This window comes from Kribbella pratensis, from assembly GCF_004365355.1.
Classification (GTDB): domain Bacteria; phylum Actinomycetota; class Actinomycetes; order Propionibacteriales; family Kribbellaceae; genus Kribbella.
Genome location: NZ_SODP01000003.1, coordinates 452,875 through 466,677 on the forward strand (window position 1 = coordinate 452,875; position 13,803 = coordinate 466,677).

Annotated in this window: 13 protein-coding genes; 6 read left to right on the plus strand and 7 right to left on the minus strand. The window is 69.5% G+C overall.

The window, feature by feature from the left end; all coding sequences use genetic code 11:
* Positions 1-51: 51 nt before the first annotated feature.
* Entirely contained in the window at positions 52-828 is a 777-nt protein-coding gene (locus EV653_RS29945) for an LLM class flavin-dependent oxidoreductase (protein WP_134107678.1), read from the minus strand.
* Positions 829-958: 130 nt separating this feature from the next.
* On the minus strand, positions 959-1,699 hold the full coding sequence (locus EV653_RS29950) for an SDR family NAD(P)-dependent oxidoreductase (RefSeq protein ID WP_134107680.1): 741 nt from the start codon (positions 1,697-1,699) through the stop codon (positions 959-961).
* A 118-nt stretch (positions 1,700-1,817) separates the two neighbouring features.
* On the opposite strand from EV653_RS29950, the gene EV653_RS29955 reads away from it, so the two are divergent.
* From EV653_RS29955 to EV653_RS29965, 3 genes are read left to right on the plus strand one after another with little or no spacing between them, the layout of a single operon-like run.
* Positions 1,818-3,311 carry a DNA-3-methyladenine glycosylase 2 gene (locus tag EV653_RS29955; protein WP_305000376.1) on the plus strand — a complete coding sequence of 498 codons (1,494 nt, stop codon included), beginning with the start codon at positions 1,818-1,820 and terminating at the stop codon, positions 3,309-3,311.
* 2 nt (positions 3,312-3,313) lie between these two features.
* A complete protein-coding gene (locus EV653_RS29960) occupies positions 3,314-3,868 on the plus strand; it encodes a GNAT family N-acetyltransferase (RefSeq protein ID WP_134107682.1) in 555 nt (184 codons plus the stop codon).
* Entirely contained in the window at positions 3,865-4,356 is a 492-nt protein-coding gene (locus EV653_RS29965) for a methylated-DNA--[protein]-cysteine S-methyltransferase (protein WP_238160535.1), read from the plus strand. The genes EV653_RS29960 and EV653_RS29965 overlap by 4 nt, the downstream gene beginning before the upstream one ends.
* A gap of 16 nt (positions 4,357-4,372) precedes the next feature.
* Here EV653_RS29965 and EV653_RS29970 read toward each other — a convergent pair whose 3' ends face one another.
* Together EV653_RS29970 and EV653_RS29975 are read right to left on the minus strand one after the other, a co-directional pair.
* Positions 4,373-5,584 carry a cation:proton antiporter gene (locus EV653_RS29970; protein ID WP_134107685.1) on the minus strand — a complete coding sequence of 404 codons (1,212 nt, stop codon included), beginning with the start codon at positions 5,582-5,584 and terminating at the stop codon, positions 4,373-4,375.
* Between the two features lies 1 nt (position 5,585).
* The gene (locus EV653_RS29975; RefSeq protein ID WP_134107687.1) at positions 5,586-6,062 is read right to left on the minus strand and encodes a cation:proton antiporter regulatory subunit; all 477 of its coding nucleotides are present in this window, start codon (positions 6,060-6,062) and stop codon (positions 5,586-5,588) included.
* 127 nt (positions 6,063-6,189) lie between these two features.
* Here EV653_RS29975 and EV653_RS29980 point away from each other — a divergent pair, with 127 nt between their 5' ends.
* From EV653_RS29980 to EV653_RS29990, 3 genes are all read left to right on the plus strand, one after another.
* Positions 6,190-6,732 carry a PadR family transcriptional regulator gene (locus EV653_RS29980; protein ID WP_134107689.1) on the plus strand — a complete coding sequence of 181 codons (543 nt, stop codon included), beginning with the start codon at positions 6,190-6,192 and terminating at the stop codon, positions 6,730-6,732.
* 76 nt (positions 6,733-6,808) lie between these two features.
* Positions 6,809-8,830 carry an NADPH-dependent 2,4-dienoyl-CoA reductase gene (locus EV653_RS29985; protein WP_134107691.1) on the plus strand — a complete coding sequence of 674 codons (2,022 nt, stop codon included), beginning with the start codon at positions 6,809-6,811 and terminating at the stop codon, positions 8,828-8,830.
* 194 nt (positions 8,831-9,024) lie between these two features.
* The gene (locus EV653_RS29990) at positions 9,025-10,224 is read left to right on the plus strand and encodes an FAD-dependent monooxygenase (RefSeq protein WP_134107693.1); all 1,200 of its coding nucleotides are present in this window, start codon (positions 9,025-9,027) and stop codon (positions 10,222-10,224) included.
* Between the two features lie 103 nt (positions 10,225-10,327).
* On the opposite strand, the gene EV653_RS29995 is transcribed toward EV653_RS29990, so the two are convergent.
* The 3 genes from EV653_RS29995 to EV653_RS30005 all read right to left on the minus strand — a co-directional run bounded on the left by EV653_RS29995 (position 10,328) and on the right by EV653_RS30005 (position 13,760).
* Positions 10,328-10,918, minus strand: a complete 591-nt coding sequence (locus EV653_RS29995) for a TIGR03086 family metal-binding protein (protein WP_134107695.1) — start codon at positions 10,916-10,918, stop codon at positions 10,328-10,330.
* Positions 10,919-11,117: 199 nt separating this feature from the next.
* A complete protein-coding gene (locus EV653_RS30000) occupies positions 11,118-11,708 on the minus strand; it encodes an HhH-GPD-type base excision DNA repair protein (RefSeq protein WP_134107696.1) in 591 nt (196 codons plus the stop codon).
* 21 nt (positions 11,709-11,729) lie between these two features.
* Positions 11,730-13,760: an iron ABC transporter permease gene (locus EV653_RS30005; RefSeq protein ID WP_134107697.1), complete on the minus strand. Its 2,031-nt coding sequence runs from the start codon at positions 13,758-13,760 to the stop codon at positions 11,730-11,732.
* Positions 13,761-13,803: the final 43 nt, after the last annotated feature.

Sequence of the window (13,803 nt, forward strand, 5' to 3'; positions counted from 1 at the left end):
ACGTTAAAAACATCCGCAGTCTGCCCCGGCCTCTCCAACACTGTCAACGGTTCAGAGCGACGGCGGCCCCTGCCGGATAATCGCCAGCGTCTCCTCGACCCCCATCGGCGCGATCCACCGCCCCCACCACGCGGCCCCCGCCGCCGCGAACGCCGCCGGCTCACCCCCACTGACCTTCACTTCGCGCGCGCCGTCGTCCAGCAGCCCGCGGACATCGTCAGGAGTGATCTGCTGCGGCGCATCCGTGCTCCCCTTGTAGGCACAGGACCCGCCCCACCGCAGAATCCGTCGCCTGACGGCAGGCACCAACATGTTCCCGCCCACCCAGACAGGAATCCGCGGCTCCTGCACCGGCCGGGCCGTCAGTTGCACGTCCTCCAAGCGGTAATGCTTCCCCGTGAAACTGACCGGCTCGCCACTCCACAGCCGGTCGATCAGCTCCAGCCCTTCGTCGAGCATCTCGGCCAGCACCTTCGGACTCTTCTCCTCCAGGAACGGATCGCCCGGATCCCCGATCCCGACCCCCAGCACCATCCGGCCGTCGGAGAGGTGGTCCAGTGCAACAGCCTCGGCCGCCACCTTCCAGGGCCGCCGCCGGGGCAACGGTGTCACCGTCGTACCGATCCGGATCCGCTCGGTCGCCACCGCCATCGCCGCCAGGCAGATCCACGGGTCGTACGTCGGCAGGGACGCGTCGCCCTGGTAGACCAGGTAGTCCTCCAGGAACAGCGCATCCCAGCCAGAGTCCTCCACCGCGCGGGCAAGCTCAGCCAGCCCCCGCGGATCCCGCCCGTCACCTACTGCCCCGACCGTCACGGAAAACTTCACAGCCCGACGCTATCCATCCCCACCGACAGCCGGGAGGCGGATCTCCAGGCCATCACAATTGCGTGCTCCGGAGCGGATCCCGCGTGACGGTCGCCTGGGCGCCCGATTGTGATGGCCTGGGGATCCGGACTCAGGCGGTGTGGCCGCCGTCGATGGTGAGTTCGGTGCCGGTGATGTACGCCGCGTGCGGGCCGGCCAGGTAGGTGATCGCCGCCGCGACCTCGAGCGGGCTGCCGAAGCGGTCCAGGGCGAGGTCCGCGATCTGCGCCGCCGCGAACGGACCGTCGGCCGGATTCATATCGGTGTTGATCGGGCCGGGCTGGACGACGTTCGACGTGATGTTGCGTGCCCCCAGTTCGCGGGCCAACGCCTTGCTCAGCCCGACCAGTGCGGCCTTGCTCATCGCGTACAGCGTCATGCCAGGACTCGTGACCCGGCCCGCGGCGCAGCTGCCGAGGTGGATCAGCCGGCCACCGTCGGAGAGCAGCGGTACGGCGGCCTGTGTCGCGGCGTACACGCCTCGTACGTTGACCGCGAGCACTCGGTCGACGTCGGCGAGGGTGAGATCACCGATCGGCGCGATCGCTCCCACGCCGGCGTTGTTCACCAGAATGTCCAGCCCGCCGAGGGATTCCGCAGCCTGTCGTACGCCGTCGCCGACCGCGACCGCATCCGCCGCATCGACCGCGAGGGCAACGGCACGCCGCCCGAGGCTCTCGATCTCCTTCACCACTGTTGCCGCCGCATCCGCGGACGCGTTGTAGGTGATCACGACGTCGGCGCCCTTCGCTGCCAGCGCGATCGCGGTGGCCGCTCCGATCCCGCGGCTGCCACCTGTCACCATTGCCTTCTTGCCAAGCAGTTCGTTCATGCCGACCAGTCCACGCGAGCCGCGATGGTGAAGCTGGCGAGAATCCGCCACCGGATCGTCGCGTCGCAAAACCGCGATCCGCCCCACCTCCATGTCGTAAAACCGCTAGCGACTGTCGGTGGCGGCAGGGATGCTGGAGGACGTGTACGAGTGCAGGGAGCGATGTGTCCGGGCCGTCCAGTCCAAGGATGCGCGGTTCGACGGGTGGTTCTTCACCGCCGTTCTGACCACGAAGATCTACTGCCGGCCGAGCTGCCCGGTGGTGCCGCCGAAGGTCGAGAACATGCGGTTCTACCCGAGCGCGGCCGCGGCGCAGCAGGCCGGATTCCGCGCCTGCAAGCGGTGTCGTCCCGACGCGAGCCCGGGCTCCCCGGAGTGGAACGACCGCGCCGACCTCGTGGCCCGTGCGATGCGCCTGATCGCGGACGGCGTCGTCGACCGCGACGGCGTGCCGGGCCTGGCCGGTCAGCTCGGGTATAGCGTGCGGCAGGTGCAGCGGCAACTGCTGGCTGAGCTCGGCGCCGGCCCGCTCGCGCTGGCTCGGGCGCAGCGTGCACAGACCGCGCGCCTGCTGATCGAGACGAGCAACCTGCAGATGGCCGACGTCGCGTTCGCCGCCGGGTTCTCGAGTGTGCGGACGTTCAACGAGACGGTGCAGGAGGTCTTCGCCCTCTCTCCGACCGAGCTGCGCCGCCGCGCCCGCCGGGGTACGACGACTGCCGCGCCGGGCACGATCTCGCTGCGTCTCCCGTTCCGCGCGCCGTTGACGCCGGACAATCTGTTCGGTCACCTGATCGCGACCGGCGTACCAGGTGTCGAGGAGTGGCGGGACGGGCACTACCGGCGCACCCTGCGACTCCCGCACGGTCATGGCGTGGTTGCGTTGCGGCCCATGCCCGACCACATCGCTTGTCAGCTCTCGCTCACCGATCAGCGCGACCTGGCGATCGCAATCAGCCGCTGCCGGCGGATGCTCGACCTCGATGCGGATCCGATCGCGGTCGACGACCTGCTGAGCGAGGACCCGGTGCTCGCGCCGCTGATCGTGAAGGCGCCGGGGCGCCGGGTTCCGCATACGGTCGACGGCGAGGAGTTCGCCGTACGCGCGGTGCTGGGGCAGCAGGTGTCGACCGCGGCTGCACGGACGCACGCTCATCGCTTGGTGGTGCAGCACGGTGAGCCGATCGAGGATGCGGCCGGCGGGCTGACGCATCTGTTCCCGACGATGCCGGCGCTCGCCGGGCTCGACCCGGAGACGCTGGCGTTTCCGAAGTCCCGGCGTACGACGTTGATGACGCTGGTGCGGACGCTGGCCGAGGGGGAGATCGATCTCGGCGCCGGTGCGGACTGGGATCGCGCACGGGAGCAACTCGCGGCGCTGCCGGGGATCGGGCCGTGGACGGTCGAGTCGATCGCGATGCGCGCGCTCGGTGACCCGGATGCCTTTGTGGCCAGTGATTTAGGTATCCGCTACGCCGCCCGTGACCTAGGCTTGCCCGAGGCCCCCAAACTCCTGACCGACCACGCCCGTGCGTGGCGGCCTTGGCGTGCGTACGCCGTCCAGTACTTGTGGGCCACCGGCGACCATGCGATCAACAAGATTCCGGAGTGAGAATGACCGACCTGACCACCGACCGTCTGTTGCTGCGTCAGTGGCGTGACTCCGACCGGGAGCCGTTCGCCGCGTTGAACGCCGACCCGGCGGTGATGGAGCACTTCCCGGCGCTGCAGACCCGAGAGCAGAGCGACGACCTCATCGACCGGAACATCCCGGAGCTCGACGGCCGCGGCTGGGGCCTGTGGGCGATGGAGGTGAAGGACACCGGCGAGTTCATCGGCTTCACCGGGCTGAACGTGCCGACCTTCGAGGCGCCGTTCCTGCCCGGCGTCGAGATCGGCTGGCGCCTGGCGAAAGGTGCCTGGGGCAACGGTTATGCGACCGAGGCGGCCCGGGCCGTGCTGGCGTACGCGTTCGGACCAGCCGGATTGAGCGGGATCGTCTCGTTCACCGCGACCACCAATCTGCCGTCGCAGCGGGTGATGCAGCGGATCGGGATGGTGCACGACCAGGCCGGCGACTTCGACCATCCTCGTGTCGAGGACGGCCACCGCCTGCAGCGGCACGTGCTCTACCGGATCACCCGCGCCCAATGGGAATCCACTCAGTGACGTACGCAGTCATCGACAGCCCGCTCGGTCCTCTCACCCTCGTGGGGACCGACGCGGGCGCGCTCACCGGCCTGTACATGGACCAACAGCGCTACCGCCCCGAGGAATCCGGCTTCGGTGACCGTGACGACTCGACCTTGCGCGCGGTCGCCGAGCAACTGGACGAGTATTTCCACCACGGCCGCACGAAGTTCGACGTACCGCTGCACCTGGTCGGCACGGATTTCCAGCGCCGGATCTGGACCGCCCTGCAGGACATCCCGTACGGCGAGACCACCACGTACGGCGGTCTCGCCTCCGCGCTCGGGCTGAAGCCGCAATCGGCCCGCGCGGTCGGCCTCGCGAACGGGAAGAACCCGATCAGCATCATCGTCCCGTGCCACCGCCTGGTCGGCTCGACCGGCAGCCTCACCGGCTACGGCGGCGGCGTCCACCGCAAACAGGCCCTCCTCGATCACGAGCGCGGACTCCAGCCACTGATCAACTGAGCCGGCGCAGGCGCATTCACGCTTGCGGTTGGCGGTCGAGCTCCTCGGCGGCGGGTTTGGTCAGTGCGGGCGATCCGCGCTTGAACAGGCGCCGGGCCAGCGGCTCGGTGTAGCGGGCGGCGATCGGGCCGAGGACGACCAGGATCAGCACGTACGCCGTGGCGAGCGGCCCAAGCTTCGGCTCGACCCCGACGGCCAGGCCGGCGATCACGATCGAGAACTCACCGCGGGCCACGAGCGTCCCACCCGCCCGCCAGCGTCCTGCGGTCGAGATGCCGGCCCGGCGGGCGGCGTACCAGCCGGTGGCGATCTTGGTGAGTGCCGTGAGTACGGCGAGGCCGAACGCGATCGCCAGCACCGGCGGGATCTTCGCGGGGTCGGTGCTCAACCCGAAGAACACGAAGAAGACTGCGGCGAACAGATCACGGAGCGGAGCGAGCAGGTTCCGCGCACCGTGCGCGACCTCGCCGGACAACGCGATCCCGACCAGGAACGCGCCCACTGCCGCCGACACCTGGAGGTGCTGCGCAATCCCCGCGACGAGCAGCGTCAGACCAAGCACGACCAGCAGCAGCATCTCGGGGTTGTCGGACGACACCGCCCGGCTGATCACCCGCCCGTACCGCAGCGCGATGAACAGCACCACGCTCACCGTCCCCAGCGAGATCAGCAGCGTCACGCTTCCACCGGCCAGCCCGACGCCCGCGAGCAGAGCGGTGAGGATCGGCAGGTAGACCGCCATCGACAGGTCCTCGAGCACCAGGATCCCGAGTACGACGGGGGTCTCGCGGTTGCCCAATCGTCCGAGGTCCCCGACCACCTTCGCGATCACGCCCGACGACGAGATCCACGTGACACCGGCCAACGCAACCGCGGCCACCGGACCCCAGCCGAGCAGCAACGCCACGGCAGCACCCGGTAACGCGTTCAGCAGGAAGTCCACCGCACCCGAGACGTACTGCGTCTTCAGCGTGCCGACCAGATCGGACGCGGTGTACTCGAGGCCGAGCAGCAACAGCAGCAGGATCACGCCGATCTCGGCGCCGGTGGCAACGAATTCCTCACTCGCTGCCAACGGCAACAATCCGCCGTGCCCGAACGCGAGCCCGGCCAACAGATACAGGGGGATCGGAGAGAATCCGAGCCGGCCCGCGATCCGGCCGAGGATGCCCAGGGCAAGGATGACCGCGCCCAGCTCGATCAGCAGAGCGGTGATGTTCTCGTGCATCTCACCCACCCGCGATCAGGTCGGCCACGGCGTCCACGCCCTCGCGCGTGCCAACCACGACCAGTGTGTCGCCGGTCGCGAACCGGAAGTCCGGCGTCGGCGAGGGCGTCGCCCCGGTGCGCCGCAGGACGGCGACGATCGATGCGCCGGTCCGGCTGCGGGCCTGGGTGTCGCCGAGCGTCCGGCCGGAGTACGGCGACTTGGCCGTGACCGGGATGTGCTCGGTGACCAGGTCGATCTCGAGCTCGCCGCGGACCGGGTCGATCCGCTCGGGGATCAGCAGTTGGGCCAGCGCGGCAGCCTCGTCGTGACCGAGCGGGACCGTGGCCTGGCAGGTGTCGTCGTCCTCCGGATCGTGGAAGCCGAGGAACCGCCGGCCGTCGTTGTGCACCACCACCGAGACGTGTTTCCCGCCCTCGGTGACCAGGTCGTGCCGCGTGCCGATCCCTGGCAACGTCGTCTTGGTCGGGTGATTCATGAGGCTCCGATCAATAGATGGCGTCTGCAACCATTCTCTCAAACCCTGAGCACCCGGTCCGGCTCCTGGATGTGACCTGGCTTGCAATCAGGTGCAGTGCAACGAGTTGCATAGGTACGCTCCGGTCATGGCGCTGGAGCACGCGATCCTGGTCTCGTTGACCGAGCGCGCCGGGTCCGGCTACGAGCTGGCCCGGCGGTTCGACCGGTCGATCGGCTATTTCTGGCCGGCCACCCACCAGCAGATCTACCGGGTGCTGCGCCGGATGGACGAGGCCGGCTGGGTGAAGCACACCGAGATCGCGCAGGAGGGCCGGCCGGACAAGAAGGTCTACCGGGTCGCGGCCGCCGGGCGGGCGGAGCTCACCCGCTGGCTGGCCGAGCCCGAGGATCCCGCCGTACTGCGGGACGGGCTCGGCGTGAAGCTCCGCGGCGCCTCGCTGGGCTCGGTGGATGTCGTCCTCAAGGAGATCGAGCGGCACCGCGCCGAGCACGCGACGCGGCTCGAGGTGTATCGCAGCATCCAGAAGCGCGACTTCCCGAAGCCGTCCACGCTGCACGGCCGCGACCTCCACCAATACCTCGTGCTGCGTGGCGGCATCCGCGCCGAAGAGTCGTTCACAGCCTGGTGCGACGAAGTGATCGAAGCCCTCCGGAAGGACAACCCATGAGCGAGCGCAGCGAGTTCATCAGAAAGCACAGTCCGTCTCGTGCCTCAGCCGCGCCCGGAGCGAAGCGAGGACGCGGATGAGTTCGTATCCGCACGTGCTGGAGCCCTTGGACCTCGGGCATGTGGTGCTGCCGAACCGGGTGATCATGGGCTCGATGCACACCGGCCTCGAGGACCGGCTGAGCGATCTGCCCAAGCTCGCGGCGTACTTCGCCGAGCGCGCGCGTGGTGGGGTCGGGCTGATGGTGACAGGTGGCTACGCCCCGAACCGCACCGGCTGGCTGACGCCGTTCGGATCGAAGCTGACCAGCCACCGACAGGCTCGCCGGCATCGCCTCCTGACCGATGCGGTCCATGACGCAGGCGGCCGCATCGCGCTGCAGATCCTGCACGCCGGCCGGTACTCGTACCACCCGTTCAGCGTCTCGGCGTCCGCTCTCAAGGCCCCGATCAACCCCTTCAAGCCCCGCGCTCTCACCGACCGCGGAGTGTTGAAGCAGCTGAAGGCGTACGTCGACTGCGCGGCGCTCGCCCGCGAGGCTGGGTACGACGGCGTCGAGATCATGGGCTCGGAGGGGTACTTCATCAACCAGTTCCTGTCCGAGCGCACGAACAAGCGGACCGATCGCTGGGGCGGCAGCCCGGAGAACCGCCGCCGGCTCGCGGTCGAGATCGTCCGGCAGACCCGGGAGCGGGTCGGCGACGACTTCCTGATCATTTACCGGCTGTCGATGGCCGATCTCGTCGAGGGCGGCCAGACCTGGGACGACGTGGTTGCGCTGGGCAAAGAGATCGAGGCCGCCGGGGCGTCGATCATCAACACCGGCATCGGCTGGCACGAGGCGCGCGTGCCGACCATCGTCACCTCGGTCCCGCGCGCGGCTTTCACGTCGGTCACTGCGGCGTTCAAGCCGCACGTGAGCATCCCGGTCGTCACCTCGAACCGGATCAACCTGCCGCAGGTCGCCGAGGAGGTGCTGGCGCGCGGCGATGCCGATCTGGTCAGCATGGCCCGCCCGTTCCTGGCCGATCCGGAGTGGGTGCTGAAGGCAACGACTGACCGGGCCGACGAGATCAACGTCTGCATCGCCTGCAACCAGGCGTGTCTGGACCACGTGTTCGCGAAGAAGAAGGCGAGCTGCATGGTCAACCCGCGGGCCGCTCGCGAGACCGAGTTGCAGCTGCTGCCGACGCGTCGTACCAAGAGCATCGCGGTTGTCGGTGCGGGTCCTGCCGGGCTGGCTGCAGCCGTAACCGCGGCGGAGCGCGGGCACCGGGTCGAGCTGTTCGAGGCGGATGCGGAGATCGGCGGGCAGTTCGGGATGGCGCGGCGGATCCCGGGCAAGGAGGAGTTCGCCGAGACGATCCGGTACTACCGGCGGCGGCTCGACCTGACCGGCGTGAAGCTGCACCTGGGCCGCCGCGCGACCGTCGAGGACCTGGCCGGCTTCGACGAGATCGTGCTCGCGACCGGCGTCGTACCGCGGATTCCGGCGATCCCCGGGATCGACCGTCCGACGGTCCTCTCGTACGCCGAAGTCGTCCGCGACGGAAAGCCTGTTGGTGAAACGGTCGCGGTGATCGGGGCCGGCGGGATCGGCGTGGATGTCAGCGAGTTCCTGACCACGCCGGAGTCGCCGACGCTGGATCTCGCGGCGTGGAAGGCGGAGTGGGGCGTCGGCGATCCGACCAAGCTCGCCGGCGCGCTCGGCGTACCGCATCCGGAGCCGTCCCCGCGGAAGGTGTACCTGCTGCAGCGCAAGCCCGGGAAGATCGGCGCCGGCCTCGGCAAGACCACGGGCTGGGTGCATCGAGCCGCGCTGAAGAACAAGCAGGTCGAGCAGATGCGCGGCGTCAACTACGAGCGCATCGACGACGAAGGTCTGCACATCACCTTCGGCCCGAAGCACGAGAAGCCGAAGGTCCTCGCCGTCGACACCGTCGTCGTCTGCGCCGGCCAGGAACCGGTCCGCGACCTCGCCGACGCTCTCCGCGCCACCGATCGCCCCGTTCACCTCATCGGCGGCGCCGACGTCGCGGCGGAGCTGGACGCCAAACGCGCCATCGACCAGGCCACTCGTCTGGCCGTCACTCTTTAGAGCGGACCTGGGGCACTCATCAACTGTCGCGCTCGCGCCGACCGCACGCTCAGCGCGGGCCGGCTGATGGCTGCGCGGCGACGTTGGTGAGTGGTGCAGGTCCGCGGCGCCGGGTGCACTAGTGCGCGGTGGCGAGGCCCGGGCTGACTAGTGCACCGTTTACGGCGTACGCGCACTAGTCAAAGGGGTGAGTGATGAAGACTGTTCTGATCTCCGGTGGTGGCATCGCGGGGCCGGCGTCGGCGTTCTGGTTGCGGCGGTTCGGGTTCGCGCCGACGGTTGTCGAGATCGCGCCGGGACCGCGGCCGGGCGGGCAGACCGTCGACCTGCGCGGGGTGTCGCGGGTCGTCGCCGAGCGGATGGGCGTGATGCCGGCGGTCTCGGAGGCGAAGATGCACGAGCGCGGGCTCGAGTACGTCCGGGCCGACGGCACGCGGTCCGCGGTGATGCACGCGGAACTGCTGGACGGCGCCGGCCCGGTCGCCGAGATCGAGATCCTGCGCGGTGACCTTGCCGCGATCCTGACCGAGGCGACGGCCGGCGTCGAGTACGTGTACGGCGACTCGGTCACCGAACTGCAGCAGGACGCGACGGGGGTGGAGGTGACCTTCGCGAGCGGGACCCGGCGGCGATTCGATCTGGTCGTCGGTGCGGACGGGGTGCACTCGCGGGTGCGGCGGCTGGCGTTCGGCGCGGAGTCGGAGTTCGTGCATCACCTCGGCGGCTACACGTCGTACTTCACCGTCGAGACGCCCGAGCCGCTGGACCACTGGTTCAAGGTGTACACCGCTCCGCGCGGTCGCTGGGTCGGGCTGCGGCCGGATCACGATCCGCAGTACGCGAAGGCCTTGCTGAGCTTCCGGTCGCCGGTCATCAGCTACGACCGGCGCGACCTCGCCGCGCAGAAGCGGCTGGTGCGGGAGCAGTACGCCGGGCTCGGCTGGCACACGTCGAAGATCCTGGCGCAGCTCGACCAGGCCGACGACTTCTACCTCGACAGCACGAGCCGCGTCGTCGTACCGGAATGGTCTCGTGGCCGGATCACGCTCGTCGGCGACGCCGGGTACTGCGGTTCGCCGATGGCCGGCCACGGTACGGCGCTGTCGCTCGTCGGGGCCTACGTACTCGCGGGAGAGCTGGCCGCTGTCGACGGCGATCACGCCCGCGCATTCCCTGCGTACCAGGCCCGAATGCAGGCGTACGTCGACCAGCGGATGGAGCTCCCGCCGGGCGGGATCAAGATGGCGATGCCGATGTCGTGGTTCGGCATCCGGTACCGCGATTTCGTCCTCCGGACGATGACGTCGAAGCTGATGTCCGGCGCGCTGGCGAAGATGACCGTGGTGAAACCGGACGCGATCGAGCTGCCGGAGTACCGAGCTCGTGTCCGGTGATTCCGCGCCTACTGCGCGGCACTCGGCACGGCACCTCGCCCCCGCGCGCCGATGCACCGCACCGAGCACCTGCTCGCGACGGCGCGGAATCACCGGACACGAGCTAGTCGAGCGGGGACACCCACTCCGGGTTGCGACCGAGCAGGCCCAGTAGCTGGTCGAGGTCGGGGGCCGTGCCGGAAACCTTCACGATCCGGTCGAACGCGTAGCCGGGTCCGCGGTTGGCCTCGGTGTCGGGGATGCGGCGAGCCAGCGTGAGCGCCATCTCGACCATGTCCGGTGGCGGGTTGTACGGGACGTCGATCGCGCGGGCGAGATCCCAGGCGTGGACGACGCAGTCGAGCTGGTGGAACGTCAGCGCGATCCGGCGCGGGAACGAGCCGAACTCGCGCACCTCCACCAGCCGGTCCAGTGCACCGCCGTCGGCGAACGCGTCAGCGACCCGCACGTTCGACCGTCGGTACGCGCCGGCCGGGTTGTCGGCCAGCCTGCCGCCGTTCCAGGTGTGGATGGAGGCGGAGCCGTTCAGGGCTGCGGCGGCGAGGCCCTCGTTCTGACTGACCACATGACGGAGGAGGCCGCGGACGGTCCAGTCGGGGCACGGCGTGGGAAACCAGAGTTGCTCGGTCCGCACCTGCATCACGACTTCCCCGAGCACTGCGCCGGCACGACGATCCAGATCCCGGATGTCCATCCGCTCTCCTCCCGTGGCTGCCCCAGCCGAGCATAAGACGGGAGGCCGCCTCCTGCAGGAAACCGCGTGGTTCACAAGGGACAACCCGCACGCAGAAAGCCCGACCTGCAACAGGTCGGGCTCCGGTGTCGCGGGATGAGGTCCTCTCCGGCAATCCAGGGACGCCGTCGGTGACCAGCCGTTCGGCGAAGCGCAGGACCTAGGCGCCGGCGACTTCCTTGGCGGCGGCTTTCGCGGCCTTCTTGAAGTTGCGGACCTCGGCCAGCGAGGCGGCGTCGGTGACGTCGGCGATCGAGCGGTGCGAGCCGCGGTCGCCGTAGTGCCCGGCGGCCTCACGCCAGCCCTTGGGCTGCACGCCGCGCTGCTTGCCGAGCATCGCGAGGAAGATCTTCGCCTTCTGCTCGCCGAACCCCGGCAGTGCCTTCAGCCGCTTCAGCACCTCGGCGCCGTCCGGCTTCGGGCGGCCGCTCAGCCAGATGTTCTCGGTCTCGCCGTCGTACTTGTCGATGATGTGCTGCGCCAGCGCGTGCACCCGGCGCGCCATCGACCCGCCGTACCGGTGGATGGCCGGCGGGGTGACGCAGAGCTCGACGAACGTCTCCAGGTCGGACGCGGCGATCTTGTGCAGGTCGAACCCGTCCATCCGGTTCGCGATCTTCCACGGCCCGGAGAAGGCGTGCTCCATCGGGTACTGCTGGTCCAGGAGCATCCCGACCAGCAAGGCGAACGGGTCGTCGTTGAGCAGCTTGTCGGCATCCGGATTGCCGGTGAGGTGCAGTTCGCGCAACATGCCGCCCATCTTGACACGACCTCAGCGCGCAGGCACCCGCGTTCGCCAGAGCAGATAGACGAAGTACGGCGCTCCGATCAGGGCGGTCAGCAGGCCGGCTGGGATCTGGGCCGGGGCGAGGACGGTACGGCCGAGGCTGTCCGCGACGCTGACCAGGATCGCGCCGAGCAGCGCCGCAACCGGAAGGATCCGCGCGTGCCGCCCGCCGACCAGAGCGCGCGCAGCGTGCGGGGCAACCAGCCCGACGAATCCGACCACACCGATCGCGGAGACAGCGGCCGCGGTCAGCAGAGCCGCCGCCAACAGCATCAGCAGTCGCGTTCGCTCCAACCGCACACCCAGGATCCGCGGGACGTCATCGTCAAGTGCAAGCAGATCGAGCTCCCGATGGGCATGCGCAACAACTGGAGTCAGGACTATCAGGGCGATCGCCACTGGCAGCACCTGCGGCAGAGTCCGACCGTACGTACTCCCTGACAACCACGTCATCGCCAAACTCAGATTCCACGGATCCGTGGCAACGATCAGCAGCGTGATGATCGCCGTCGCCACGGACGAGACCCCGACCCCGATCAGCACCAACCGGTCCGAGCTCAGTCCGCCCCGCCAGGAGATCAGATACACCAACCCGAACGTCACCACCGCCGCGACCGCCGCGACCCCGGACAGCAGCCAGATGCTTGCTGAAGGCAACAGGATGAGCGTGGCGATCGCGCCGACCCCGGCGCCGCCGGTGATCCCGAGGAGGCCTGGTTCGGCCAGCGGGTTGCGGCACACCGCCTGCACCGTCGTACCGGCGATCGCGAGCGCGGCGCCGCACAGCAGCGCCGACACAACCCGTGGGAAGCGCTGATCCAGCACGAAGGTGATCGCGCGACCCGACGCGCCGTTGATCCAGTTCGCGAGGTCACCGGTCCGAAGGAGCGCGTCACCGGTCAGCATCGCGCCGACGCCGGCCGCGACCAGCAGTACGACAAGCGTCGCCGTCACGATCCAGAACGTACGGCGACTACGCAGACCGCTGCTCGTCCCTCCGGGGGAGCGGCTCGGGCCGGAGTCGCGGTGGCGGCGGGCCAGCCAGATGAGGACGATTGCGCCGACCACCATCGTCATGATCCCGGTCGGAATCTCCACCCCGGCCTGGCCGCCGAACGCGGCCCGCAGTACGACATCCGAGGCGAGTACGACGAGGACGCCGGCGAGACCGGAGAGTGGGAGCAGTACCCGGTGCCTGAGCAGGCCGGGAACGAGCGGCGCGACGAGGCGGACGAGGACCGGTGCGACCAGGCCGACGAAACCGACCGGCCCCGCCACGGTAACGGCCGCGGCGGAGAGCATGACGGTGACGAGCGTGGTGAACACGCGGATCCGGCGTACGTTCACGCCGAGGACGGATGCGGTGTCGTCGCCGAGGGCAAGGATGTCGAGTTTCGCGGCGAGCAGGAACGCGGCGAGGATGCCTAGGGCAACGATCGGCGCCATTTGGCCGACCGCGCGCAGGTCGGTCTGGACCAGCGTACCGGCGCCCCAGGCGAACGTGCCGACCGTCTCCTCCCGGTACAGCAGCAGGAGCAGCGTGGTGACGCCGGCCAGCGCCATCGCGACCGCCGACCCGGCCAGGATCAGCCGGGTCGGCCCGGTGGAGCCGCCCACCGACAACACGAGCACCAATCCCGCGGCGGCCAGCCCGCCGACGAACGCGACTCCACCGGCGGGCAGCGCCGGCAACGACACCCCGAACGCGGCCACGATCACGACGGCCAGATACGCCCCCGCGTTGACCCCCAACGTGTCGGGTGAAGCAAGCGGGTTCCGCGCCAACGACTGCAACCCCGCTCCTGCAACCCCCAGGGCGAGACCTACCAGCGCACCGGCAAGCAACCGCGGCAGCCGAGACGCCACCAGCACGTTCGCAGCGTTGTCGGTCCCCCGCCCGAACACCAGCCGCAGCAGGTCGCCGGCGCCGACGCTTGACGTCCCCTGGATGAGATGCACGGCAGCCAGCACCACGATCGCCGCGACGGCAACCGCGAACGCACCGGCCACCCGCATCCGCCGAGGCGCGGTCCGCTCCTCCGTCTCAGGGGCCGACCCC